The organism is Burkholderia sp. Ac-20379 (assembly GCF_017104645.1).
Taxonomy (GTDB): Bacteria; Pseudomonadota; Gammaproteobacteria; order Burkholderiales; family Burkholderiaceae; genus Burkholderia.
Genome location: NZ_JAAGPF010000032.1, coordinates 14,729 through 39,491 on the forward strand (window position 1 = coordinate 14,729; position 24,763 = coordinate 39,491).

The 24,763-nt window shown below is 68.8% G+C and carries 26 protein-coding genes; 13 read left to right on the forward strand and 13 right to left on the reverse strand.

Annotated elements, in window-relative coordinates; all coding sequences use genetic code 11:
- Positions 1-50: 50 nt before the first annotated feature.
- Positions 51-1,688, reverse strand: coding sequence for a methyl-accepting chemotaxis protein (locus tag G3N92_RS06840; protein ID WP_206126703.1), 1,638 nt, complete (start codon positions 1,686-1,688; stop codon positions 51-53).
- A 233-nt stretch (positions 1,689-1,921) separates the two neighbouring features.
- Positions 1,922-2,320: a hypothetical protein gene (locus tag G3N92_RS06845; RefSeq protein WP_206126704.1), complete on the reverse strand. Its 399-nt coding sequence runs from the start codon at positions 2,318-2,320 to the stop codon at positions 1,922-1,924.
- 72 nt (positions 2,321-2,392) lie between these two features.
- Between G3N92_RS06845 and G3N92_RS06850 the strand changes: the two genes are divergently transcribed.
- Positions 2,393-2,893 carry a lactoylglutathione lyase family protein gene (locus G3N92_RS06850; protein WP_206126705.1) on the forward strand — a complete coding sequence of 167 codons (501 nt, stop codon included), beginning with the start codon at positions 2,393-2,395 and terminating at the stop codon, positions 2,891-2,893.
- Positions 2,894-2,903: 10 nt separating this feature from the next.
- Positions 2,904-3,914 carry an alcohol dehydrogenase catalytic domain-containing protein gene (locus tag G3N92_RS06855; protein WP_241014626.1) on the forward strand — a complete coding sequence of 337 codons (1,011 nt, stop codon included), beginning with the start codon at positions 2,904-2,906 and terminating at the stop codon, positions 3,912-3,914.
- A gap of 13 nt (positions 3,915-3,927) precedes the next feature.
- Here the strand turns inward: G3N92_RS06855 and G3N92_RS06860 are convergent, their stop codons facing one another.
- On the reverse strand, positions 3,928-4,839 hold the full coding sequence (locus G3N92_RS06860; protein ID WP_206126706.1) for a LysR family transcriptional regulator: 912 nt from the start codon (positions 4,837-4,839) through the stop codon (positions 3,928-3,930).
- Positions 4,840-4,937: 98 nt separating this feature from the next.
- Between G3N92_RS06860 and G3N92_RS06865 the strand changes: the two genes are divergently transcribed.
- From G3N92_RS06865 to G3N92_RS06875, 3 genes are read left to right on the forward strand one after another with little or no spacing between them, the layout of a single operon-like run.
- Positions 4,938-5,390 (forward strand): ester cyclase, encoded by a 453-nt coding sequence (locus G3N92_RS06865; protein WP_206126707.1) that lies wholly within the window; start codon positions 4,938-4,940, stop codon positions 5,388-5,390.
- Between the two features lie 27 nt (positions 5,391-5,417).
- Positions 5,418-6,338, forward strand: coding sequence for an NADP-dependent oxidoreductase (locus G3N92_RS06870; RefSeq protein WP_206126708.1), 921 nt, complete (start codon positions 5,418-5,420; stop codon positions 6,336-6,338).
- Positions 6,339-6,353: 15 nt separating this feature from the next.
- Complete coding sequence (locus G3N92_RS06875) at positions 6,354-7,256, forward strand: SDR family NAD(P)-dependent oxidoreductase (protein WP_206126709.1); 903 nt, start codon at positions 6,354-6,356, stop codon at positions 7,254-7,256.
- Positions 7,257-7,514: 258 nt separating this feature from the next.
- Here G3N92_RS06875 and G3N92_RS06880 read toward each other — a convergent pair whose 3' ends face one another.
- The 6 genes from G3N92_RS06880 to G3N92_RS06905 form a co-directional block, all read right to left on the reverse strand.
- Positions 7,515-8,612 carry an alkene reductase gene (locus G3N92_RS06880; RefSeq protein ID WP_206126710.1) on the reverse strand — a complete coding sequence of 366 codons (1,098 nt, stop codon included), beginning with the start codon at positions 8,610-8,612 and terminating at the stop codon, positions 7,515-7,517.
- 54 nt (positions 8,613-8,666) lie between these two features.
- Positions 8,667-10,082 (reverse strand): NAD-dependent succinate-semialdehyde dehydrogenase, encoded by a 1,416-nt coding sequence (locus G3N92_RS06885; RefSeq protein ID WP_206126711.1) that lies wholly within the window; start codon positions 10,080-10,082, stop codon positions 8,667-8,669.
- Positions 10,083-10,177: 95 nt separating this feature from the next.
- Complete coding sequence (locus G3N92_RS06890) at positions 10,178-10,957, reverse strand: helix-turn-helix transcriptional regulator (RefSeq protein ID WP_241014627.1); 780 nt, start codon at positions 10,955-10,957, stop codon at positions 10,178-10,180.
- Positions 10,958-11,180: 223 nt separating this feature from the next.
- Positions 11,181-12,557, reverse strand: a complete 1,377-nt coding sequence (locus G3N92_RS06895) for an ATP-binding protein (RefSeq protein ID WP_206126713.1) — start codon at positions 12,555-12,557, stop codon at positions 11,181-11,183.
- 6 nt (positions 12,558-12,563) lie between these two features.
- On the reverse strand, positions 12,564-13,271 hold the full coding sequence (locus G3N92_RS06900; RefSeq protein ID WP_206126714.1) for a pirin family protein: 708 nt from the start codon (positions 13,269-13,271) through the stop codon (positions 12,564-12,566).
- 57 nt (positions 13,272-13,328) lie between these two features.
- On the reverse strand, positions 13,329-14,093 hold the full coding sequence (locus tag G3N92_RS06905; protein WP_206126715.1) for a glucose 1-dehydrogenase: 765 nt from the start codon (positions 14,091-14,093) through the stop codon (positions 13,329-13,331).
- 159 nt (positions 14,094-14,252) lie between these two features.
- Here G3N92_RS06905 and G3N92_RS06910 point away from each other — a divergent pair, with 159 nt between their 5' ends.
- Together G3N92_RS06910 and G3N92_RS06915 are read left to right on the forward strand one after the other, a co-directional pair.
- Entirely contained in the window at positions 14,253-15,170 is a 918-nt protein-coding gene (locus G3N92_RS06910; RefSeq protein ID WP_206126716.1) for a LysR family transcriptional regulator, read from the forward strand.
- A 144-nt stretch (positions 15,171-15,314) separates the two neighbouring features.
- Positions 15,315-16,280 carry an alpha/beta hydrolase gene (locus G3N92_RS06915; RefSeq protein ID WP_206126717.1) on the forward strand — a complete coding sequence of 322 codons (966 nt, stop codon included), beginning with the start codon at positions 15,315-15,317 and terminating at the stop codon, positions 16,278-16,280.
- A 73-nt stretch (positions 16,281-16,353) separates the two neighbouring features.
- On the opposite strand, the gene G3N92_RS06920 is transcribed toward G3N92_RS06915, so the two are convergent.
- The 3 genes from G3N92_RS06920 to G3N92_RS06930 form a co-directional block, all read right to left on the reverse strand.
- Positions 16,354-17,316 (reverse strand): glycosyltransferase family 2 protein, encoded by a 963-nt coding sequence (locus tag G3N92_RS06920; protein WP_241014628.1) that lies wholly within the window; start codon positions 17,314-17,316, stop codon positions 16,354-16,356.
- Positions 17,317-17,707: 391 nt separating this feature from the next.
- The gene (locus G3N92_RS06925; RefSeq protein ID WP_206126718.1) at positions 17,708-17,887 is read right to left on the reverse strand and encodes a hypothetical protein; all 180 of its coding nucleotides are present in this window, start codon (positions 17,885-17,887) and stop codon (positions 17,708-17,710) included.
- Positions 17,888-17,910: 23 nt separating this feature from the next.
- Positions 17,911-18,237: a hypothetical protein gene (locus G3N92_RS06930; RefSeq protein WP_206126719.1), complete on the reverse strand. Its 327-nt coding sequence runs from the start codon at positions 18,235-18,237 to the stop codon at positions 17,911-17,913.
- Between the two features lie 354 nt (positions 18,238-18,591).
- Between G3N92_RS06930 and G3N92_RS06935 the strand changes: the two genes are divergently transcribed.
- Positions 18,592-19,110 carry a ferritin-like domain-containing protein gene (locus tag G3N92_RS06935; RefSeq protein ID WP_206126720.1) on the forward strand — a complete coding sequence of 173 codons (519 nt, stop codon included), beginning with the start codon at positions 18,592-18,594 and terminating at the stop codon, positions 19,108-19,110.
- 21 nt (positions 19,111-19,131) lie between these two features.
- On the opposite strand, the gene G3N92_RS06940 is transcribed toward G3N92_RS06935, so the two are convergent.
- Positions 19,132-20,409 carry a sigma-54 dependent transcriptional regulator gene (locus G3N92_RS06940; protein WP_206126721.1) on the reverse strand — a complete coding sequence of 426 codons (1,278 nt, stop codon included), beginning with the start codon at positions 20,407-20,409 and terminating at the stop codon, positions 19,132-19,134.
- A 589-nt stretch (positions 20,410-20,998) separates the two neighbouring features.
- Here G3N92_RS06940 and G3N92_RS06945 point away from each other — a divergent pair.
- The 5 genes from G3N92_RS06945 to G3N92_RS06965 all read left to right on the forward strand — a co-directional run.
- Positions 20,999-21,424, forward strand: coding sequence for a CBS domain-containing protein (locus G3N92_RS06945; protein WP_206126722.1), 426 nt, complete (start codon positions 20,999-21,001; stop codon positions 21,422-21,424).
- Positions 21,425-21,491: 67 nt separating this feature from the next.
- Positions 21,492-21,980 (forward strand): PRC-barrel domain-containing protein, encoded by a 489-nt coding sequence (locus G3N92_RS06950; protein ID WP_206126723.1) that lies wholly within the window; start codon positions 21,492-21,494, stop codon positions 21,978-21,980.
- 166 nt (positions 21,981-22,146) lie between these two features.
- A complete protein-coding gene (locus G3N92_RS06955; protein WP_206126724.1) occupies positions 22,147-22,866 on the forward strand; it encodes an MgtC/SapB family protein in 720 nt (239 codons plus the stop codon).
- Positions 22,867-23,059: 193 nt separating this feature from the next.
- Positions 23,060-24,268 carry a cytochrome P450 gene (locus G3N92_RS06960; protein ID WP_206126725.1) on the forward strand — a complete coding sequence of 403 codons (1,209 nt, stop codon included), beginning with the start codon at positions 23,060-23,062 and terminating at the stop codon, positions 24,266-24,268.
- 237 nt (positions 24,269-24,505) lie between these two features.
- The coding region (locus G3N92_RS06965; protein WP_206126726.1) for a hypothetical protein at positions 24,506-24,763 on the forward strand (258 nt) is incomplete at its 3' end.

A 24,763-nucleotide genomic window follows, 5' to 3' on the forward strand; every position in this document is an offset into this window, starting at 1 on the left:
CGCAAGAAAAACTCGCTTTTCACGCCGCTTTCGACGCGCCGATACGGCGCTCAGGCGAACTGCGGCGCGCCCGCCCGCATCCCGCCCTGCACCGCCGCGCCGCCGCGCGCGAACGAGGCCGCCTGCGCGTGCTGCGCGATCCGGAACACCGACACCGCATCGCCCAGGCGCTGCGCCTGATCGACCAGCGAGGCCGCCGCCGCGGCCGCCTGCTCGACGAGCGCGGCGTTCTGCTGCGTGACCTCGTCCATCTGCGACACGGCGATGTTGATCTGGTCGATGCCGTCGCTCTGCTCGCTCGACGCCACGGCGATCTCGTTCATGATGCCGCTCACGCGGCCGATCGCGGTGACGATCTCGTTCATCGTGGTGCCCGAGCGCTCGACGAGGTCCGCGCCCGTCTGCACGCGCTGCGTCGATTCCACGATCAAGCCCTTGATCTCCTTCGCGGCCGTGGCGCTGCGCTGCGCGAGCGAGCGCACTTCGCTGGCGACCACCGCGAAACCGCGGCCCTGCTCGCCGGCGCGCGCCGCTTCCACGGCGGCATTGAGCGCGAGGATGTTGGTCTGGAACGCGATGCCCTCGATCACGCCGACGATGTCGCCGATCCGGCGCGAATCGCCGACGATCTCCTGCATCGTGCCGACCACGTCGCGCGCGAGCTGCCCGCCCTCGGCGGCCAGGCCCGACGCGCCCTCGGCCAGCGAGCTGGCCTGGCGCACGTTGTCGGCGGTCTGCTTCACGGTGGAGGTCAGTTGCTCGATGCTGGCGGCGGTTTCCTCCAGCGAGGCGGCCTGCTCCTCGGTGCGCTGCGACAGGTTGGTGTTGCCCGCCGCGATCTCGCCCACGCCCACGTTGATCGATTCGGTGCTGCTGCGCACCGCGCCCACCGTGGATGTCAGGGAGTCCTGCATATTGCGCAGCGCTTCGCTGAGCTTGCCCATTTCGTTATGGCTCGTGACCTCGACCTGGCTGGTCAGATCGCCGCTCGCGATGCGGCCGAAATTCTCGACGGCGGCATCCACCGGCTTGACGATCGCGTTGACGAGCCAGATCCGCACGAACAGCGACAGCGCGATCGCCAGCGCGAGGCCCACCGCCACCGCCACGATCACCATCGAGAATTGCCGCTGCGCGCCTTCGTAGCGCGCCTGGCCGATATCCACCTGGTGCTTCTCCAGCGCGAGCATCGCCTTTTCGTAGGCCGAGTACAGCGGCGACAGCTTGTGCCCCTGGATCTCGCCGAACCCGGCCTTGTCGCCGGCCTTCAGCGCGGCCATCGCCGGCTCGATGCCCTGATGGATGAACTCGTCGCGGCGCTTCTGCATCTCGTCGATCAGGGCGCGCGCGCCCGGATCGTCGCCGGCCTGCGCCAGATACGCCGCAAAGCGCTCGTTCGACAGCTTGATGTATTGATCCGAGCGCTTGAACGCCGAATCGGCGCCGGCCGCGTCGCCGATGTTGGTCAGCGAATCGTAGGTGGCGAGCGACAGCCGCAGGCGCAGCAACTGGCCCGAGCTGCCTTCGAGGTTGGCCACGGCCGGCGTGTCGACCGTGTACATCTGCTTCAGGTCGTGATTCGCCGAATTCAGGGAGGCCACACCGAGCAGCGCGCCGGCGATCAATGCAAGGCCGAACAGGCCGATGATCGCGTTCACGCAATGGCGAATCGACAGGTTTTTAAGCATGTGAATGGATCGATTGGTCGAACGAAACCCGGACGCCGGACCCGCGCGGTTCTCATTCTTGGTCCGTGAAGTGGTTCGATATACGAATTGTTGATCCCAGTCTCCGGCGCACCGCGTTTACTACGGCCCCGAATGATCAGACTTTATTCACACCTAGTAGAAACGCTGACGAGTGGTTTCCCTGATTCAGTTCATCGAAAAAAACGGGTGCGCGGCCTGAACGGCCGCACAGGTCAGCCCGCGCGGCGCAGGCCGATCAGTTGCCAGAGGCGTGCGAGCAAGGCGCGCTCGAAGGGTGCGTTGCCGTTCGACGCGTGCTGCAGCAGCAACAGCTCGGGGGTGAGTTGGGGCGAGCGATACATCGAAGTCCTCCCGGTTCGGATCGGCAGGCCGAGTCGCCCGCCGCTTCGTTTTGTTACGCAAGAATCGACCCAGGGCGGCAAGCCGCGCCGCACGGCACGCCGGCCGGGCGCCACGCGAATCGAACGCCGCATCGGTGCGCCAACCGCACCGATCGAGGGCATCGCCGGCCCGTTCCTGCCCGCCGATTGCTTGGCATGACGAAGCGAATCGCGCCGCGGCGCGCCTTCGGACAACGCGCAGCCATAAGCAAAATTCATCGAAACCATCACGAAACCTGCGTTTCCTTATGGCTCGCGGCCCCCTACCCTTGACGCCTTCTCTCTCGCAAGGAAAGCCCAAGGATGTCCGCCACCTATCCCCGTTCGTTCTCGCACATCGGTTTGTCCGTCACCGATCTCGATGCCGCCGTGAAGTTCTACACCGAAGTCATGGGCTGGTATCTGATCATGCCGCCCACCGAGATCCACGAAGACGAGAGCGCGATCGGCACGATGTGCACCGACGTGTTCGGCGCGGGCTGGGGATCGTTCCGCATCGCGCACCTGTCGACGGGCGACCGCATCGGCGTGGAAATCTTCCAGTTCCCGAACGCGCAAAAACCGGAGAACAACTTCGAATACTGGAAGACGGGCGTGTTCCACTTCTGCGTGCAGGATCCGGACGTGGAAGGCCTGGCCGCACGCATCGTGGCCGCCGGCGGCAAGCAGCGCATGCCGGTGCGCGAATACTTTCCGGGCGAGAAGCCGTATCGGATGGTCTACATGGAGGATCCGTTCGGCAACATCCTCGAGATCTACAGCCACAGCTACGAACTGACCTACTCGGCCGGGGCGTACCGCTGACATGACGACGATGACGACTGAAACCGCCGGCCCGTCGATCCCCTCGACCTGGCGCGCCTGGACCTGGGCCGGCAGCGCCGATCCGCTTGCGCTGCGCCTGGCCGACGTGGCGGCCGCGCCGCTCGCGCCCGGCCGGATGCTGGTGCGCAACGCCGCGATCGGCCTGAACCCGGTGGACTGGAAGGTGCTCGGCGGCGATCTGGTGGACTGGGCGCCCGGCAAGGTGCCCGGCGTCGACGGCGCGGGCACCGTGGTGGCGGTGGCCGACGACGTGCCGGCCGACTGGATCGGCACGCGCGTGGCCTATCACACCGATCTGGCCACGCCCGGCAGCTTCGCCGAGTACACGCCGGTGGCGGCGCGCGCGGTGCTGCGCGTGCCGGACGGCGTCGACCTCGCCACCGCGGCCGGGATGCCGTGTCCGGCGCTGACCGCGTGGCTCGCGTTCGACAAGCTGCCGCTGCGCGAGGGCGGCCGCGTGCTGATCAGCGGCGCGGGTGGCGCGGTGGGGCTGTATGCGGTGCAGTTCGCCGCGGCGCTCGGCTTTCAGGTGGACGCGATGTGTCATCCGCGCCATTGGGAACGCCTGCGCGCGCTCGGCGCACAGGCGTGCATCGAAGGCCCGCTCGACGCCGCGAGCGGCTGGGCCGACGCGCACGCCGGCCGCTATTTCGCCGTCGTCGACAGCGTGAACGCCGATCACGCGGCGCAGCTCGCGCCGGCGCTCGGGGCAAACGGCCATCTGGTCTGCATTCAGGGGCGCGCGGCGGCCTGGCCGAATGCGCCGTTCGGCCGCGCGCTGTCGCTGCACGAAGTGGCGCTCGGCGCGCTGCATCCGCATGGCAGCGACGACGACTGGGCGCGTCTCGTCAAGGCCGGCGAGGCGATCCTGCGCCAGATCGCGGCGGGCCGGCTCGCCACCGAAGCGCTGGCGACGGCCGGCTTCGACGCGCTGCCCGCGCATCTCGACGCGCTGCGCCTGCGCGCGTTCTCCGGCAAGGCGCTCGTGACGCTCGGCTGACGCGCCGCGCGCCTCACAGCTGCGCGGCGACGGTTTCGATCAGCGCGCGCAGCCATTGCTGCGCCGGGCTGCCCTCGCTGCGGCGATGCCAGATCAGATGGATCACGATCTCCGGCAGCGCCACCGGCGGCGGGAACATCACGAGTTCGCGCCCGGCCGGCGAACTGAGCGCCACGCGCTTCATGACGGTGGCCGTCATGCGCGAGCGCGCCACCACCGACGGCACCGCGAACATCTGCGGCAGCGTCAGCGCCAGCGTGCGCTGCAGGCCCTGCTGCGCCAGCGCCTGATCCACCAGCCCGTGCCGCTCGCCTTCGGGCGACGCGAGCACGTGCGGCAACGCCAGATACGTCTTCATGTCCATGCCGCGCCGCGCGGCCGGGTGATCGCGCGCGACGATCGTGACGAACGCGTCGCGCAGGATCGGCCGCGCCAGGATCCGGCCTTCGGCGCGCGTGGGCGGCACGCCGATCGCCGCGTCGATCGCGCCCGCATCGAGCAGGTCGACGGCGTGGTCGCGATCGCTGAACGCGTGCACGTCCACCGCGATGCCCGGCGCCTGCTCGCCGAGCGCCTGCAACAGCGCGGGCAGCAGCACGAACGCCGGGTAATCGGGCAGCCCGAGGTTGAAGCGCAGCGCGGCCTTGCCCGGCTCGAACGCGGGCTTCTTCACGAGCGTGGCCTCGATCTGGCGCAGCGCCTGCGAAATCGGCTCGGCCAGATCGCGCGCGCGCGGCGTGGGCAGCAGGCCGCCCGCGCTGCGCAGGAACAGCGGATCGTCGAACAGCCGGCGCAGCCGCGCCAGCGCCGCGCTCATGGCCGGCTGGCTCACGCCCACCTGGGTGGCGGCGCGCGTGACGTTGCGCTCGTTCATGAGGGCGTCGAAGGCCGCCAGCAGGTTCAGGTCGATGCCATGAAAATCCATAATTCAAATAATCATTTATATCGTTCATTTGTTGGACGGATTTTACAGCCGGCAGCACACTTCAGTCACCCCAACCCTGAAGCGAAACGAGACCCACCATGACTGCCAACGCCAACGACCTCGCCCTGTCCGACCGCCTGAGCGCCGAACGCCGCGCCGTGGAAACGCTGTACCGCGCGTTCAGCGAGAAGAACCCCGACCTCGTCGACGCCGTGCTGGCCCCCGAGTGGGACGACATCCCGCTGGCCCCGGGCCAGGGCGCCGGCCCCGAAGGCATCAAGCCGATCATCCGCAGCTTCGGCGAAGCGTTCCCGGACGTGAAGATCGTGATCCACGACATGATCCAGGTGCCCGGCAAGATCGGCGTGCGCGCCGAAATCACCGGCACGCACCAGGGCGAGCTGTTCGGCATTCCGGCCACCGGCAAGCCGGTCAGCTTCCGCCTGCACGAATTCCACGAGCTCGACGGCCAGCGCGTGACCACCACCTGGCACATGGAGGACTGGTTCGGCCTGTTCCTTCAGCTCGGCCAATTTCCCCAGCAGTCCTGATCGACCGGCACCACGAGGAACCGCATCATGAAAGCAGCCATCGTCACCACTTTCGGCAGCCCCGATGTCGTCGTCATCGGCGACACCGCGCCGCGCGAGCCGGGCCACGACGAAGTCGTCGTGCGCATCGAGGCCGCCAGCGCGAACCCGCTCGACCTGAAGATCCTGGCCGGCTACCTGCAACCGGTGTTTCCGATCGAATTTCCGTACGTGCCGGGCACCGATTTCAGCGGCGTCGTGGAATCGGTCGGCCTGAACGTCGCCAGCCTGCAAGCGGGCGACCGCGTGTTCGGCCGCAGCGCGCCCAGCCGCGGCGGCGCATTCGCCCAGCGCATCACGATCGCGGCGGCCGACCTGCACGCGATCCCGGCCAGCATGAGCTTCGAGCAGGCCGCCGCGCTGCCCACCGCGTTCGGCACGGCGCGGCAGGCGCTGTTCGACACGGGCCGCCTGCAACGCGGGCAGCGCGTGCTGATTCATGCCGGCGCGGGCGGCGTGGGCAGCATGGCCGTGCAGCAGGCGCATCTGGCCGGCGCCTACGTGATCGCCACCGCGTCGGCGCGCAACGCCGAGCTGGTCGAGAGCCTCGGCGCGGACGAAGTGATCGACTACCGCACGCAGGATGTCTCGGCGCTGCGCGACGTCGATCTCGTGCTCGACACGCTCGGCGGCGACACGCTGGCCCAGTCGTGGCAGGTGCTGCGCACCGGCGGCCGGATTGCGACGCTGCTGGAATTCGGCATCGAATCGCGCGGCGGGATGATCGGCGAAGCGGTGTTCTTCTCGAGCGCCACGCCGTTCCTCGCGGAAGCCGCGCGCCAGTTCTCGGCCGGGCAGTTGCAGGTCGTGACCGATTCGATCTTCACGCTGGACGACACGCGCGCCGCGCTCGACAAGCTGGCCACCGGCCACGCGCGCGGCAAGGTGCTGATCCGCACGCGCCACTGAACGGGGAACCGCGCCATGACACACGACACGCAACAGGTGGTGCTGGTGACGGGCGCCGGTTCCGGCATCGGCAGGGCGATCGCCCTGTCGCTGGCGCGGGCCGGGCATATCGTGCATGCCAGCATGCGCGACCCGCTCGGCAAGAACCGGGCGCGCGGCGATGCGCTGCGGCGGATCGCCGAGGACGAACCGCTCGCGCTGCACGTCATCGAGCTGGATGTATTGTCGGAAACCGGCTGCCGCGCGGCCGTCGACCGGATTCTCGCGGCGCACGGGCGTCTCGACGTGGTGGTCAACAACGCCGGCATGTTGATGACGGGCCTGACCGAGGCGTTCTCGGTGGAACAGGTGGCGCGCATCGTCGACACCAATGCGCTGTCGTGGCTGCGCGTCAACCGCGCGGCGCTGCCGGCGATGCGGCGGCAGGGGCACGGGCTGCTGATGTACGTCGGCAGCACCACCGCGCGGCTGCACGAGCCGTTCCTCGGCCCGTACATCGCCAGCAAGGCGGCCGGCGACGCGCTGGCCGAGGTCATGGCGATGGAAGTGCGGCCCTCGGGCATCGACAGCACGATCCTCGTGCCCGGCGCCTTTACTTCGGGTACCGAACATTTTGCCGATGCGAACCTGCCCGCCTACGCCGCGATCGAGCAGCAATACGGTGCGCTGCCGGGCCGCGCCGCCACGCTCGGCGCGCGGCTGGAGGCGATCGATGCGGCCCACGGCGGCCCGCTCGACGTGTCCGCCGTGGGCGAGGCGGCCGTCGCGGTGCTGGCGATGCCGCGCGGGCAGCGGCCACTGCGCGTGACGATCGACGGCCAGCACAAGGGCACCGAGGCGATCGACGCCGTGTATCGCGAGAAGCAGGCCGCCTTCCTCGAGCAGATGGGGCTGGCGGATCTGACGCCGCCGTCGTGATGCGCGAGGGCGCGGCTCACGCATCGAGCGCGCCCTGAAACGCCGGCGGGACGATCCGTCGGCCCTCCCGCGCCCCGGCGTCGATCGGGCAGACCTCGTCAGCGTTGCGGCGTCGCATGCGCGACCGACGCCCGGATCGTCGCGACGCCGGCGCGCATCGCGGCCCCGCTTGCGAACCCGGTCGGATTCGCGAGGCGCACACGCCCTTTCCCGCCGTGTTCCGCGATTCGGGCGCCCTTGAGAAGCCCGATACCGTGCTCAGCCGTTCATCGCGGGCCAATCGGCGTATCCCGTCGCGTCGCCGCCGTACCAGTACTGCTTCGGCGCTTCCGCGAGCGGCGCACCTGTGGCCAGCCGGCCAACCAGATCCGGATTCGCGATGAACGGCCGGCCGATGCTGAACAGATCCGCGTCGCCGGCGGCCAGCGTGGTTTCCGCCAGGCTCAGCGTGTACTGGTTGTTCGCGATGTAGACGCCGTCGAAGCGCTTGCGCAACGCGGTGAAGCTGATGCCGTCGGACGCCTCGCGGCTCAATTGCGTGACGCCTTCGATATCGTGGATGTAGAGCAGGCCCAGTTGCGACAGCGCATCGACAAAGGTGCCGAACGTATCGGCCGAATTGCTGTCGAGCGGCGTATCGCCGGGCGCGGTCGTGACGGGCGAGATGCGGATGCCGACCCGCTTCGCGCCCCATACGTCCACCACGGCGCGCACCACGTCGAGCGGAAAGCGCAGGCGGTTCTCGAGCGAGCCGCCATAGGCGTCGGTGCGGCGATTGGTGCTGTCTCGAATGAACTGCTCCAGCAGGTAGTTGTTCGCCGCGTGCACTTCCACGCCGTCGAAGCCCGCCCGCTTCGCGTTTTCCGCGGCGCGCCGGTAATCGTCGACGATCGGCGGGATCTCGTTCGTCTCGAGCGCGCGCGGCGTCACGAAATCCTTCATGCCGTCGTGCACGCGGATCTGGCCCGCCGGCTTGATGGCGGACGGCGCCACCGGCAGGCCGCCATCGTGCATGTCGGGGTGCGACATGCGCCCCGTGTGCCACAGCTGCAGGAAGATCTTGCCGTCCTGGCGATGCACGGCGTCGGTCACGCGCTGCCAGGCGGCGATCTGGGCTTCGGTCCAGATACCGGGCGTGCGCGGATAGCCGCGCGCCTGCGCCGAGATATTGGTGGCCTCGGTGATGATCAGGCCGGCGTTGGCGCGCTGCGCGTAATAGTCGGCGGCGTAGGCGGGCGGCACGCCGGCGTCGTCCGAGCGGCTGCGCGTCATCGGCGCCATCACGATACGGTTCTTGAGCGACAGGCCGCCGATCGTCACCGGTTGCAGGACGGGGCTGGTGGTGGAATGGGACATGATGTGGACTCGCTTCAGGGTTCGGGTTTCAGGGTTGGGGGCCGGGCGACGGGCTCAGTTGACGGTCTTGGCCCAGACGGCCTGGGCATTGGTGAACTCACGCAGGCCGAAGTGCGACAGCTCGCGGCCGTACCCGCTCTTTTTCACGCCGCCGACCGGAATCCGCGCGTTCGACGCGGAGAAGCCGTTGATGAACACCCCGCCCGTTTCCAGGCGGCGCGCGATGCGCTGGGCGCGTGCGACGTCCTGCGTCCACAGGCTGCCGCCCAGCCCGTAGTCGCTCGCGTTGGCCAGATCGATCGCGTCCTCCGCGTTCTCGGCCACGGTGAGCGCGGCCACCGGGCCGAACGTCTCCTCGTCGAACGCGGCCATGCCGGGCATCACGTTCGCCAGCACGGTGGGCGCGTAGAAGTTGCCGGCGCCGTCGAGCTTCGCGCCGCCGAGCAGAAGCGTCGCGCCGGCGGCGATCGTCCGCTCGACCTGGCCATGCAGTTCGTCGCGCAGATCGGCGCGGGCCATCGGGCCGATCGCGCTCGCCGGGTTCAGCGGGTCGCCAACCACCAAGCGCTGCGCGGCCGCCACGAACTTGCGCGTGAACGCCTCGGCAATCGGCTTTTCGAGAATGAAGCGCTTGGCGGCCAGACACACTTGCCCGGCGTTCTGGAAGCGGGCCTCGATGGCGGCCTGCACGGCCAGGTCGAGGTTCGCGTCGGCCAGCACGATGAACGCATCCGCGCCGCCCAGTTCGAGCAGGCTCTTCTTCAGCGCCTGCCCCGCGGTGGCCGCCACCGCGGCGCCGGCGCGCATGCTGCCGGTCAGCGTGACGGCCGCGATGCGGTCGTCGCGGATCGCGCGGGCCACCGTGTCGTTGTCGGTGTTCAGGTTGGCGAACAGGCCCTTCGGGAAGCCGGCCGCCTCGTAGGCCGCCTGGAGCGCATAGGCGCAGCCCATCACGTTCGGCGCGTGCTTGAGCAGGAAGCCGTTGCCGGACAGCATGATCGGCCCCGAGGCGCGAATCACCTGCCAGAACGGAAAATTCCAGGGCATCACAGCGAGGATCGTGCCGATCGGCAGATAGGACACGTGAACCAGATCGTCGCCGTCGACGGCGACCGGCTCGTCCGCGAGGATCGCGGGGCCGTTCTCGGCGATCCAGTCGAGGGTGCTCGCGCATTTTTCGATTTCCGCGCGGGCGGCGGCGAGCGTCTTGCCCATCTCGGCCGTGATCAGGGCCGCGAACGTGTCGCGCCGGCCGCGCAATTCGGCGGCCAGCCGGCCGTAGGCGGCCACACGCTCGCGCATCGGGGTGGCGCGCCAGAGACGAAACGCGGCGGCGCTCTCGTCGAGGATGCGCTCGACTTCATCCGGCGCCTGGAACGGGTAGCTTTCGATCCATTCGCCGGTGGCGGGGTTGCGCGAGACGGCGACAGCGGATGCGTGCGGGTTCGGCTGCGTGGCGGAAACTGACATCGACGACCTCCATGACCTTCGTTGAGCAGCGTTCGGTGCTGCGATGAAGGCCAGTGTAGGGAGGCGCGATTCAGCGAAGAAGGCGTGTTGTGATCCTATGACTGCGGGTCATAGGCAGCGATCCTGGGGATGTAGGTGACCAGCGAGAGGTCCGGGCGCCCTTCCGGCGTCAAGGCGACGTAGGTGAACGACATATGGCCGGCGGTGGGATGCCGGAGCCGCTTGCTGCCTTCGTCGAAGCCCTTCACGTCGATGTCTTTCCACCAGTCGCGAAACTCCGGGCTCTCGTTCGACAACGCGTCGACGAGCTGATCGAATCGCGCCTTGTCGGTGGCGCGCGCCCGTGCGGCGCGAAACGCCGAGATCATGCCGCGCGCCATCTGTTCCCAGTCGAGAATCAAGGTGCGATAGGGCTGATACAGAAAGAGCAGCCACAACGTATTGCGCTCGTGCGGTTTCAACGAGCCGTAATCGACGAACAGATCGGCGATCGCATCGTTCCACGCGAGGATATCGAGGCGCGCGTTCCGGACATAGGCCGGGATCGGGTTGATGGCGCGCACCAACTGCTCGAGCCCGGCGCTCACTTCCGCATCGCCGGACGACGCGGCGGCCGGCGCCTCGCGCGTGGACAGCGCAAAAAGATGCGAGGATTCGACGCGATCGAGTTTCAGCACCTTGGCGATGCGCTCCAGCGCCTCCACCGACGGCTGAATATCGCGCCCCTGCTCCAGCCACGTGTACCAGCTGACGCTGACGCCCGCCAGCACCGCGACCTCCTCGCGCCGCAAGCCGGGCGTGCGGCGCGGCCCTTCCGGCAGGCCGAACGCCTTCGGTTGCAGTCTCGCCCGCCGGCTCGTGAGGAACGCGCCCAATTCGCGCCGTTGTTCTTGGGATGTTTTCTTGACCATGCAGCATTCCGGGACTTGAAAGCGCAACGAAATCGAGCGGCATCCTGAACGCCGCCACTCGGGCCATCCGCATCGCATCGGGATGCCGCCCGGCCGGGTGCCATGATACGGGCAGCCTCCCGCGTTGCAATATTTTCCGGCGCGTCGGCGCTCCCGAAAAAGCTCACCTTCGCCTGCGCATCGGCGCTCAGGCGCGCGGCATCGGCTTCTGCGCGAGCGGCAGCGTGAACTGCATGCGCGCGCCCTGGCCTGCCGCGCTTTCGGCCCAGATATGGCCGCCGTGCGCCTCCACGATCGAGCGGCAGATCGACAACCCCATCCCCATGCCGTCCTTGCGCGTGGTGAAGAACGGCGTGAACAGCAGCTTCGCGTCGGCCGCGCTGATGCCGTGGCCGGCATCGTCGATCCGCACCCGCGCCACGCCGTCGATACGCGCGGCGGCCACGCTCAACGGCATGCCGCCGGGCCCGCCCGACATCGCCTGCATGGCGTTCATCAGCAGATTGATCACCACCTGCTGAAGCTGCACGCGGTCGCCGAACACCACGAGCGGCGCGGCCGCGAGCGACACCTGCAGCTCGACGCCCTGGCTGCGCATTTCCCGCCGCACAAGCTCGACGGATTCCTCGACGATCGCATTGACGTCCACCAGCGCCGCCTCCGCATCGCGCTTCCCGGCCAGCGCGCGAATCCGCCGGATCACTTCCGTGGCGCGCTTCGCGTCGCGCGTGCTCTGCTCGATCGACGCGCGCACTTCGCCGAGTTCGGGCGGCTCGCGGTTCAGCCAGCGCAGCCCGGCCTCGCCGGTGGTGACGATCGCCGCGAGCGGCTGCGTCACTTCGTGCGCGATCGACGCCGCCATCTCGCCGAGCATCGACAGCCGCGTGATATGCGCCAGCTCGCTGCGCGAGCGGTCGAGCGTCGCCAGCAGCGCGTCCTTCTGTTGACGCAATTCGCCCTCCATGCGGCGCGTGTCGGTCACGTCGTCGTCGGCCCCGAGCATCGCGTCGGGCCGCCCCCAGCGATCGCGCGCGAGCACCAAGCGGCTAGACACGCGCAGCACGGCGCCGTCGTGCCGCACGCGTTCCAGCTCGCCGTGCCAATGGCCGACCTCGATCACCTGCCGGCGGATCTCCGCATCGGCAACGCCGCCGCGCGTGCGCATGAGCGCCTGCAGCGTCTGGCCAACGGCTTCATCGGCGCGCCAGCCATAGAGGCGCTCCGCGCCGTGGCTCCAGAACGCGATCCGATCGTCGAGGCCGTACACGATCACGGCATCGTGCGCGAGGTTCAGCAGATCGACGTGGCGGCGCAACTTCGCATGCATGCCCAGATTGCGAACCGCGAGGATCGACACCGCGATCAACGCGCCCAGGCTCACGCCGAAGCGCGCGATCGAAGCCGACGCCGCCGGATCGATCGGCGAGATCAGAACGCCGAGCAGGTCGACCACGACGCATAGCCACGCCACGGCCACGGTTACGCCGCTTGACGCCACCGACAACACCAGCAGCGCGGCCGCCCCGTACAGCGCCGCAAGGGCGATATTCAGGTGAGCGAACATGCCAGGTCACCGCAAGGATTCGACGATCACGACATCCGTGTCGTCCAGCGCGGTCAACGTCAGTTGCCGTTCGTCGCGGATGGCCGCACCGTCGCGAGGCCCAAGCACGACCGGCCCGACGTCGAGCCGCCCGTGGTCGGTCACGAGGTAAGCCCAGCCGGGCGCCGTCAGCGCGCATTGCAGGACCGTGCTTTCGCGCAGCATCGCAATGCGCACGCGCGCATCCGCGTCGATGGGCAGCGCCCCCGCGCTGACATCCTGCGGATCGCCGCTCGCCAGCGTGACGAAGCGCCCTTCGCGGCATTCCGGCGAACAATGCCGGGTCGCCCAGTGCGGCGCGCCGCCGGGCGTGCGCGGATGCAGCCAGATCTGGAACAGCCGCGCCGGCACGTCGTCCGCGTTGCGCTCGGCGTGATAGATCGTGGTGCCCGCATGCATCGCCTGCACCGAATCCGCAACCAGCCGCGCCCGATTGCCGGCGTCGTCCTCGTGCGTGATCGCGCCCGAGCGCACCCAGGTCACGATTTCGACGTTGCGATGCGGGTGCAGGCCGAAGCCCGAATGCGGCGCGAACGCGTCGTCGTTCCAGACATGCAGCGGCCCGAGCGGCCCATGTTCGGGCCGCCCGAGCTCGCCATGACGAAAATGCAGCCGCGCGGAAAGCCAGTCGCGCGAGATCGCGCCGAGCGCGTCGAAGGGTCGATGTTCGATCATGATGGTTCGCATTCCTGAATGGCCGGGCAACGCGTGGCGCGCGCCCGGCCCCGGTGGTCAGATCTGTTGCTGGCCGCCGTCCACGAACAGTTCGGCGCCGTTCACGAAGCTCGCGTCGTCGGAGGCCAGGAACAGCGCCGCGCTGGCGATTTCTTCCGGCTCGCCGAGGCGTTCCAGCGGGATCTGCGCCGCGAGGTAATCGGCCAGGCCCTGACGTTGCGCGGCGTCGTCGCCGGCCAGGTCGAGCAGGCCGGGGGTGCGCGTCGCGCCGGGGCTGATCGTGTTGACGCGGATGCGGCGCGGCTTCAGATCGAGAATCCAGCTGCGGGCGAACGCACGCACCGCCGCCTTCGAGGCCGAGTACACGCTGAACGCCGCGGTGCCCGCGCTGCCGGCCGTCGAGCCGGTCAGGATCACCGACGCGCCGTCGGCCAGCAGCGGCAGTGCCTTCTGCACCGTGAACAGCACGGCCTTCACGTTGCGGTCGAACGTCTCGTCGAAGTGCGCTTCGGTGATCTCGCCGAGCGGCAGCATCGAGCCGCCGCCGGCATTGGCGAACAGCACGTCGAGGCGGCCATGCGCTTCGCGGATCTGGCCGTACAGCGCGTCGAGCTGGTCGAACTGCGTGGAATCGACGCGCAGGCCGGTGGCCGCGCCGCCCGCTTCGCGGATCGAGGCGACGGCCGCATCGAGTTCGGCCTGGCGGCGGCCGGTCAGGTAGACGTGCGCGCCTTCGGCGGCGAAACGCTGCGCGGTGGCCAGGCCGATGCCGCTGGTTGCGCCGGTGACGAGAGCGATTTTGTTGTCGAGCTTGCGTGCCATGATGTTTCTCCAGAGTTCGGTCGATTCGGTTGACGCCACCGGTTGGCGGCGTTCGCGGCGGGTTGTGTGCTGCGATGGATGAAGCTTATCGACGGCCCGGACTTTCCGAAATAGAATGGATCGCAAACCAACGTTGCAAAATTGAAATGATGGACGCTCATGTCGAAACTGCCTGATTTCGAAGGACTCGCGATGTTCGCCAAGGTGGCGGAGGAAGGCTCGTTCGCCGCCGCCGCGCGGGCGATGGGCGTATCGGTGGCCACGGTGTCGCGCGGCGTGGCGCGCCTGGAGGACCGGCTCGGCGCACGCGTGTTCAACCGCACGTCGCGCCAGCTCGCGCTGACGGAGTTCGGCCGCACGCTATGCGAGCGCGCGGGGGACATCTACCGGCTGGCCGAGGCGGCCGAGGGCGCGGCGCGCGAACTGTCGGTGCAGCCGCGCGGGCTCGTGCGGCTCGCGGTGCCGATGTCGTTCGGGCTGCGCTGGGTCGCGCCGCTGCTGCCCGGCTTCTTTCGTCAGTTTCCCGAAGTGTCGGTGGATCTGCATCTGGCCGATTCGACCGTCGACCTGGTGGCCGACGGTTTCGACGCCGCGCTGCGCATTGCCGCGCTGCCCGATTCGTCGCTGGTGGCGCGGCGGCTGTGCGCGGTCACCCAATACGTGGTGGCGTCGCCGGCCTATCTGAAGCGCGAGGGGCGGCCGATGCATCCGCGCGACCTGCTCGAGCGGCCCTGCATGTCGTACGCGTATCGCGCGCGCAGCGATGTCTGGCGCTTCACCAACGAGGCCGGCGAGGAAGAGCCGGTGATGCCGAACGGCCCGCTGCGCGTGACGAACTCCGATGCGCTGCTGCCGATGCTGCTCGACGGCATGGCGCTCGCCGAGCTGCCCGAATTCATTGCAGGCGAATATCTGGCCGACGGCCGGCTCGAAGCGGTGCTTACGGATTGGTCGCTTACCAGGGGCGGCCTCTACTTCGTCACGCCGTCGGCGCGCGCGCGGCCGGCCAAGGTCAGCGCGCTGTCCGACTACTTCGCCGAGCACCTGAGCGAGCCGTCCTGGCGCTGGCCGAAATAACGACCCCGCCGGCGATCGTTGCAATAGTGAAACGATGGGTTTCGAACACTTCTATTTCCGAAAACCGGCGCGCTCCGTATTCTCCATTCCATCGACAGCCCGCCTTCTCCGGGCACCAGACAACCACCGAATGGAGCAATGAACATGAGCACGCAAGCCACCGCCGCAACCCCGAACGCCGCCACCACCGCACTGCTGAACGTGTTGAACCAGAACACCGGCCCGGGCCTCGAAACGCTGTCGCCCGAAGCCGCGCGCGAGGTGCTGGTGGGCGCGCAACGCAGCGTGGCCGTGGACGTGTCGGGCATCGACGTCACGCAACGCACGATCACCCACGACGGCATCACCGTGCCGCTGACGATCGTCAAGCCGCAAGCGGCCAACGGCGTGCTGCCGGTGTTCATGTTCTTCCACGGCGGCGGCTGGATCCTCGGCGACTACCCGACGCACGAACGCCTGGTGCGCGATCTGGTCGTGCAATCGGGCGCGGCAGCGGTGTTCGTCAACTACACGCCGTCGCCGGAAGCACACTACCCGGTGGCCATCAATCAGGCGTACGCGGCAACCAAGTGGGTGGCCGCGCACGGCGCCGAGATCGGCGTGGACGGCAGCCGCCTGGCGGTGGTGGGCAACAGCGTGGGCGGCAACATGGCCGCATCGATCAGCCTGATGGCGAAGCACCAGCAGGGGCCGGCGATCCGCTTCCAGGGCCTGATGTGGCCCGTCACCGATCACGACTTCGGCAACGGCTCGTATGAAGCCTACCCGGCCGGCTATTTCCTGAGCCGCGCGATGATGCAGTGGTTCTGGGACGCCTACACGACCGACGAAGCGCAACGCAACGAGTATTACGCCTCGCCGCTGCGCGCCCCGCTCGACGCGTTGAAGGGCCTGCCGCCCGCGCTGATCCAGACGGCCCAGTTCGACGTGCTGCGCGACGAAGGCGAAGCCTACGGCCACCGCCTCGACCTGGCCGGCAACGAAGTCACGGCCACGCAGTACAAGGGCACCATCCACGATTTCGGTCTGCTGAACGCCCTGGCCAACGATGCGCCCACGCGCGCCGCGATGAAGCAGATGGCCCACGAACTGAAGACGCGCCTCGCCTGACGCCTCGCGGGCACCCCTTCCTGCGCCACGACGCCGGCCTGCGGGCCGGCGTTTTCTTGCGTGCGCCGCGCCGTCAGCGCAGGCTCGCCGCGACCGGCGCGTGCCGCCCGCGCCACATCATCAGCAGGTGGTAATAGAGCCGCGGGCTGAAGCCGAACCGATACGCATAGAGGTTGCGCAGCGCGAGCTCCAGGCTCGCGCGCGGTTCGTGATTGCGCGCGTACAGCGACACCACGATCGGCACCAGCCGGCGCAACGCCAGCCGCCGCGCCGGCTCGAGATCGGGCGGCAGATCCAGTTCGTTGACGAAATGCCAGGCCATCAGCGAGGCCGAGCGCATCGTGTGGCGCGTGGCCTGCGAGATCGACGCATCGGTTTCGCGATAGCACGACACGAACGCATCGACGAAGCTGATGCGCCGCGCCGCGAGGCACAGCCGCGTGTTGAACACGTAATCGCAGCAGGACCCGTAGGTATCCTCATAACCGATCCGCTTGACCAGCTCGGCATTGGCGAGCCAGCCGTTGTTCGGAAACATCTGCACGAGGCCGACGCGCCCCGGCGGCGCCTGCAGGCCCGCCGTGGCGCGCGAGCGATGGAACATCTGGTTGAGCCGGCGCGTGGCCGCGCGATTGATGCGGCCGTCGTGATCGACCACGTATTGGTTGCCGAACGCCGCATCGAGATCGGGGTAACGCGCCCATTCGCCCAGCAGCCGCGCCACGCCGGACTCGAGCAGGAAATCGTCGTCGTGGATCAGCAGGATCTTGTCGCCCGTCGCGCGCTGGAACAGGTTCGTGACGTTGTGCGCCTGCCCCAGCCCCGGCTCGTTGCGCGCGTAGCGGATGCGCGGATCCTCGCCGTAGCGGCGGCGAATCATGCGCTCCGTGCTGTCGTCGGGGGAATCGTCGCCGATCACGATCTCGATGTTGCGATGTGTCTGCGCCAGGCAGGAATCGATGCACTGGCCGATCAGATGGGCGCGCCGGTAGGTGGGAACGCAGATCGAAACTTTGAGTTGGGAGAGGTTCATCATGCACATCCGCTCGAAAGGAAAACGATGGCCTTCTGCAAAGAAGCTTTCTATCGGACGACATGATCGGGAGAAAAAAATATAAAAAAATCGAAAATATGGGGGCGTAAGGGAAGCTCCGGATGCCGCGCCGGGCGTGCGTTTGCGGGTTCAGCGGGAAGCGGTCGAAGTGACCGGCGGGCGCGCAGGCGGCCCTGCCGCGGGCGGCAAATCCGCCCGGCAGTTTTTGCCGCGCATCGGGCGGCGCGGCAGCGGCGATCGGTACCGGCGCAACCGCTACGCAGAACGAAACGCTCGCAATCCTGAACGGTGTCGCGAAACAAGCGGGGGCGCGTCGCGCGCCGCGTAAGCTGCGCGAGAGGATCGAAAGGCGCGGCCTCGATGCCTCAAGACGTCAGGCCGAGCCCCGCACCGGCGGCACCGGGTCGCCGTCCGGCTCGCGCACCGGCGGCGGCACCTCCTCGGGCTGCCTGCCGGGGTCGGGCGACGGCTCGGGATCGGTTTCGGGGATCTCGGGAATACCGGGTTCGGGGCCGTGCAGGCGGTGGCCTCGCGGCAATGGGCAGGCGGTCATCGGCGCTCCTTGAAATGGGCGGTTCACGCAACGTAGGCGGCCATCACGAGCCACAGCGCGCGCCCGTCGTCCACCACCGGCGCGGCCAACGCATAGCGGTCGCCCGGCGTGCAGGCGCGGCGCAAGGCCTGCTGCGCGGCTTCGGGAAGGTCGAACACGGTGTCGTCGTCGAGGCGCTTCACGCCGTCCTTGTTCTCGAACATCGTGCGTTGCGGCCGGACGATCAGCGGCTCGTGCTGCCAGGCGCGAAAACGGTCGCGCACCGAATCGAACGTGCCGCCGCACACATTCACTTCGTAGTGCACATCGTGGGGCGGATGGCCGGTGTTGCGGGTCGGGTCGGTCTTCATCGTTGTCTCCCAAGCTGTCGGCGTCGCCGGGTGCCGCGCATGCATCGGCAGCATCCGCACGCAGCCATGCCCGAAGGCATGCATCGGCCATGCCCACGCCGACGGCACACGCGCGGCGGCCGCCGCACGCCCCGCCCGGAGACTTTGACAATCGATTGCAAAAAGCACCGGCCAGAGCACGCGTGCGCCGCGCGCCGCCGTCAGGCCCGGCGCTTGCGCGAGGTCATGCGTGGCGCGCTCGGCGCTTTTCCGGAGGCGTTTTCATGTTCGATCCCTTTCCGACCGGCCGTTCCCGCCACGCCGCGCTTGCCGGCACGCTTCGCTGAAATGAACCTCACTCGACGGGAGTCCGACATGACCCACACGAAACGCTCGGTGGACGAGCATCTGGACGAATGGCTGCGCGATGCGCACGCGATGGAAGAACAGGCCGGCACGATGCTGGCCGCGATGGCGCGGCGGCTCGAACGCTATCCGGCGTTGAAGGCCCGCATCGAGCAGCATCTGCGCGAAACGCAGGAGCACGCCCGCATGATTCGCGAATGCGTGGGACGGCGCGGCAGCGATGTCTCGGCGCTCAGGGATTTCGGCGCGCGCAGCCTGGCCGCGCTGCAGGCGTTCACGGCGATGTTCTCGTCGGACGAACCGGTCAAGAACGCGATCTCGTGCTTCGCGTTCGAGAACTTCCAGGTTGCCGCGTATCGCACGCTGATCGCCACCGCGCGCTCGGCGGGCGACGCGGCCACGCTGACCGTGTGCGAGCGGATTCTGCCGGAGGAAATCGCGATGGCGCACTGGCTCGAACAGCACCTGCCCGAGATCGTCAACGCGTATCTGGCGCGCGCCGGCGAAGGCGCGCCGGCCCAGCCCTGAACCGGCGCGGCGCGGGCGGGCTCAGTTGCGCCCGCCGCCGCGCTGCGTCTCGGCCATGCCGTCGTGCACGGTGCGCAGGCCTTCGCCGAGAATCTCGCGGGCCTGCGCCGTGACCTCGCCGTCGCCCGGTTCGCCGCCCGCGTTCATGACGGGCGGCGGCAGCGTGTCGATCCGCGCGCCGTCGCTGAAGATGCAGGCGCGCTGCACGAAGTTGCGCAGCTCGCGCACGTTGCCCGGCCACGCGTAGTGCATCAGCGCGGCCTTCGCATCGGCGCCGAACGCCATCTCGCGCCCGCTGTCGAGGTTGAGCTTCTCGAGAAACGCGTCGGCCAGCAGCACGATGTCGTCGCCGCGCTCGCGCAGCGGCGGCATCGCGAGCGGGAACACGTTGATGCGGTGATAGAGATCGGCGCGCAGCGTGCCGGCGGTCACCGCGCCCGACGGATCGCGATTGGTGGCCGCCACGATGCGCACGTCCACCGGCGTCTCGCGCGACGAGCCGAGCCGCATCACCTGCCCCGTTTCGAGCACGCGCAACAGCTTGACCTGCAATTCCACCGGCATTTCCGTGATTTCGTCGAGGAACAGCGTGCCGCCGTGCGCACGCTCGAAGAAGCCCTTGTGTTGACGATCGGCGCCCGTGAAGCTGCCGCGATCGTGGCCGAACATCTCGCTCTCGACCAGGTTGGCCGGAATCGCGCCGCAATTGACGGCAACGAACGGGCCGCGGCTGCGGTAGCTCAGTTCGTGGATCGTCTGCGCGGCCAGCTCCTTGCCGGTGCCCGATTCGCCGGTCAGCAGCACCGACGCCTCGGTGGCGGCCACGCGCGCGAGCGCGTCGTACATGGTGCGCATCGCCGGCGAATTGCCGAGCAGGCGGCCGAAGCGGCCGGCGCGTTCCAGCTCGGCGCGCATCGCCTCCACTTCGTCGAGCCGCGTGGCCACATGCGCGACGCGCTTGAACAGCGTATCGAGGCGCGCCATGTTGAACGGCTTGATCAGGTAATCGGACGCGCCCTGGCGCATCGCGTTGATCGCGGTGTCGAGCGTGGCGTGGCCGGTGGCGAACACCAGCTCGCACGGCTTGTCCTGCCGGGGGAAATCGTCGAACAGCTCGATGCCGTTGCCGTCGGGCAGGACGAGATCGCACAGCACGAGGTCGTAGCGCTGGGTCAGCATGCGCGAGCGCGCCTCGCCGAGCGAGGCCGCGGCGTCGCATGGCAACTCGCGCGTCTGCGCGAGCGCAACGAGCATTTCACGGGTGTCGGCATCGTCGTCGACGATGAGCAGACGGGGCATGAAGTCTCCTTGTCCGGTCACCGCATGGCCCGGCTGGCCGGCACGACGACGCGGCAGGCATCAACGCTCGAAGGAAAGCCAGTGGGGCAGGCAGTGCGGACAAATGGGCGTCGCGCCGGGGGCGCGATCGGTGAAAGAGCAAACACAGCCTCAAGGAAAGCAGATCGCGGCGCGCCATGCGATCAGTTATTCCTATTTGGGTGAACGAAACACATTGTGAAAATCAATGCCCGATCGGCATCTTTATACGATCGTTCGCACCAGAGAAACGATCGATGCCGCGCGCCGCGCATCATTTCGCGACAGTGCCCGATCACCCGGCATCCAGGCGCGCAAGTTTCGCGCCAAAAGCGCCGAAACGCGAAAACATTCGGCATACCCAACGGTTTTCCATCATGCGGTATCCGAAATACCCCGCCCCGGCATCGCCGCCCGCGCGCAATCCTTACACCGCCGTTTGTAAATCGGTCGCGCCGCCATGGGCAGTCGCGGCCCGTCGTCACGCACCGGCCGCGCCGCAAGCGCTTTTGCGCGCTCGGCACGGCCCTTGCATTCTCTGAACGTTCGCAAGTCCGACAAGGAGACCGCGATGCAACGCATCAGCCAGATCATGTCGCAGGACATCGTGCACGTCGCGCCGACCGACACGATCCATCACGCCGCGCAACTGATGGCGAAACACGACGTGGGCGCGCTGCCCGTGTGCGACGGCCCGCGCGTCGTCGGCATGGTGACCGACCGCGATCTCGTCACGCGTGCGCTGGCCTCCGGCAAGGACGGCGGCGCGAGCGTGCGCGAAGTGACGTCGGTGCCGATCGCAACCTGCCGCGAGCACGAAGCCGTCGACGTCGTGCTGCAGCGCATGGCGTCCACGCAAATGCGCCGCATGCCGGTGATCTCGCCCGATCTGCGGCTGATCGGCATGGTGTCGATCAGCGACGTGGCCACGCGCTGCGGCGTGGCGGAACGCAGCGCGATCGGCGAAACGCTCGACTACGTCTCGCAGCCGCGCTGACGCGGCCCCAGCCCTGCCGCAGGCAATCCCATCCACCCGTCATGTTTCATTCGAACAGGAGGCCCGCATGACTCCCCTTGGTCCCGAACCCGAACGCGACGCCGTGCATCCCGACGCACGCTTCGCCCACCGCGGCTCCGCGCTCGCCCATCTGCTCGACGGCACCATCGCGCGCACCGCCGACGGCGAAGCGATCGGCCATGTCAGCGACGCGATTCTCGACCTGCGCACCGGCCGCATCGCCTACGCGCTGGTGGCGCTCGCGCCGGTCACGGAGCACGTGCACGTTCGCCAGCTCGCGGCGGTGCCGTGGGATTACGTGACGCTCGACACCGAGGCCGCCACGCTGATGATCGCGGCGCCGGCCGCCACCGTGCGCAGCGCGCCGCAACTCGATCTGAACGGCTGGCTCACCTCCGCCGACGCGGTGTGGGAAGCGCAGGTGGTGCGCCATTACGAAGATCAGGGCCAGGGCACGCTCGCCTCGCGCGCGCGCAGCTTCGCCGAGGAACTGGGCCTGCGCTCGCCGGTGCGCAACCCGCGCGGGCCGAACTAGTCTCTCCGGCGGCGCCCCGGCGCTGCCGCCGCCTCGTTCCGACAGCGAGGCGTTCGATGGGCGTCGTCTTGCGCGGCGCCCTTTTTTCGTGGGCGCAGCATCGCGCGCCGCGATGGGTATGCGCATTGCGTGAGGATCGGGATCCTCTTCGACACGTCCTTCGCCCATGCACCCGATGCCGCTCGTACTCGCGCCCGCCGATATTGCCGCCCGGCTCGCCGTCTGTCTCGTCGCGGGCCTGCTGATCGGCTTGAATCGCGGCGAATCGGGCAAGGCCGCCGGCCTGCGCACCACCGTGCTGGTGTGCCTGACCGCGTGTCTGGCGATGCTGCAGGTCAACGCGCTGCTCGCGCAAACAGGCAAGGCCGCGCAGTCGTTCGCCGTGCTCGACCTGATGCGCCTGCCGCTCGGCATCCTGTCGGGCATGGGCTTCATCGGTGCGGGCGCGATCCTGCGCCGCGGCGGGTTCGTGACCGGCCTCACCACCGCCGCCACGCTCTGGTTCGTGACCATGATCGGGCTGTGCGCGGGCGGCGGCCAACTCGGGCTGGCCGCGCTCGGCACCGTGCTGGGCTTCGGCGTGCTGGCCGGCTTGAAGCCGCTCGAACAGCGCCTGCCGCATCGGCGTCATGCGTGGCTCTCGATCGACGAGACGCGCGGCACGGCGGGCGACACGCCGCGCACGCGCGCCATGCTCGACCGGCTCGCGGGCCTGCGCTGCCGCACCCGGCTGACCGGCACGCAATGCCACGCGGCCACCGGCGCGATCTGCCGCCGCTTCGAGCTGGCGTGGGTCGCGCGCGCCGGCGACGACCCCGTCGAACACGCCATCGACGCGTTCGTGCGCGACAGCCACGGCGGCGCGAGCTGGTCGGTCAAGGAATAAGCCGACGCCGGCCGCTCGAACGCTTTCGATTGCCCCACACACCGCCCGACCTCTCCCCGCCCCCGCGCCGTCGTTCCGCCCGCGCCGCGCGAAGCCCCGGCCCGCCGCACGAAAATTGACGCGCCGATGGAATGAATCGGCCCGATTCGGTGTTATAGAAAGCACCGTTCCCCACTGTGCGCCTGCCCATCCCATGAATTTCTCGATGTTCTCGTCGCCGGCGTTCTTCGCCGATCCGTATCCGCTCTACGCGCAACTGCGCGCCAAGGGCCCGCTGCTCGAGATCGCGCCGAACGCGCGCGTGACCGGCGATTTCGCCGTGATCGACACGTTGCTGCGCGAGCGCCGCGCCGGCCGCACCTATCTGGAAAGCGTGCGCGTGCGCTACGGCGACGAGAAGGCCGGCATGCCGGTGTTCCAGATGCTGAGCCGGATGTTCCTGATGATGAATCCGCCGAGCCACACGCGCCTGCGCACGCTGCTGATGAAGGCGTTCAACGCGCGGCAGGTGGAGAGCCTGCGCGAGATCGTCGAGGTCTCGACGCACGAACTGCTCGACGCGATCGCCGCGAAGCCCGCGTTCGATTTCGTGGCCGATTTCGCGCAGCCGCTGCCGCTGAACATCATCTGCCGCCTGCTCGACATCCCGTTCGACGACGGCACGCGGCTCGGCCACGCGGCCAGTTGCATGGCCGCCGCGTTCGAGCTGGCGCCGCTCGACGCGGCGATGCTCGACGAAGCCAACGAGGGCGCGCTCGCGCTCGAACGCTATTTCGAAGGCGTGATCGCGGCGCGCCGCGGCCAGCCCGGCGACGATCTGATCTCGGCGCTGCTGAGCGTGGAGGACGAAGGCGAAACCTTCGCCGAGAAGGAAGTGATCGCCAACGTCATGCTGCTGTTCATCGCCGGCCACGAAACCACCTCGAACGCGCTCGGCAACGCGATGATCGCGCTGTTCCGGCACCCGGAAAGCCTGGCCGAGTTGCGCGCCGATCCGGCGCTGCTGCCGTCGGCGATCGCCGAATGCCTGCGCTACGACAGCTCGGTGCAGCTGACGGTGCGCGCCAGCTTCGACGACATCGAGGTGGCCGGCCAGATCCTGCCGCGCGGCACGATGGTGTTCATGCTGCTCGGCTCGGCGAACCGCGATCCGGCCGTGTTCCCCGAGCCGGACCGCTTCGACATCCGGCGCGCGAACGCGAAGGCCGCGCCGGTGTTCGCGGGCGGCATCCATTACTGCCTCGGCGCGCGGCTCGCGCAGATGGAAATGGAGATCGCGATCGGCGCGCTGCTCGCACGCTTCCCGCATCTGCAGCCAGTGAACCTGGACGCGCTCGAATGGCGTCACCGCAACACGCTGCGCGGCGTGAAGACGCTGCCGATGACGACCGGCGCGGCCTGAGGTTTCGGGGCGGGATCGGGCAGGCGGGCGAGGCGCGCCGGACGATCGCGAAACTTCGGGTTTCGCGATCGCCGTTCGGCTTTCGCCCGGCGCGCGGCGGGCGGCCGGGTTAAACGTGTCAGGTTACCGAACCTGTCTCGCCGCAAGACGCCGGACCGCCGCGCTCCGCCCCGATCGCCTCGCACGCGACGCATCGGCCGGGCCAGGCCGTCCGGCTCCTTACCGGAATCACGCCCGATGCCCCTCAACTCGCTGAACAATTCGACCAGGATCGACCGGCCGTCCACCCCGACGACCGGCCCCGGCAACGGGCATGCCGGCGCGCCGCCATCGCCCACCGGCGCGGCGAGCCAGCAGGCGACGGGCTCGGCCACGCTGCAACGGCTCGGCGCCGTGCGGCGGCAGTCGCGCCAGGGCAAGACGTCCGGTGCGGGGCCGACGCAAGGGCGCGGCCAGGCGCGCGAGGGGTCGGCCGCGGCGCGCGGTCATGCCCCA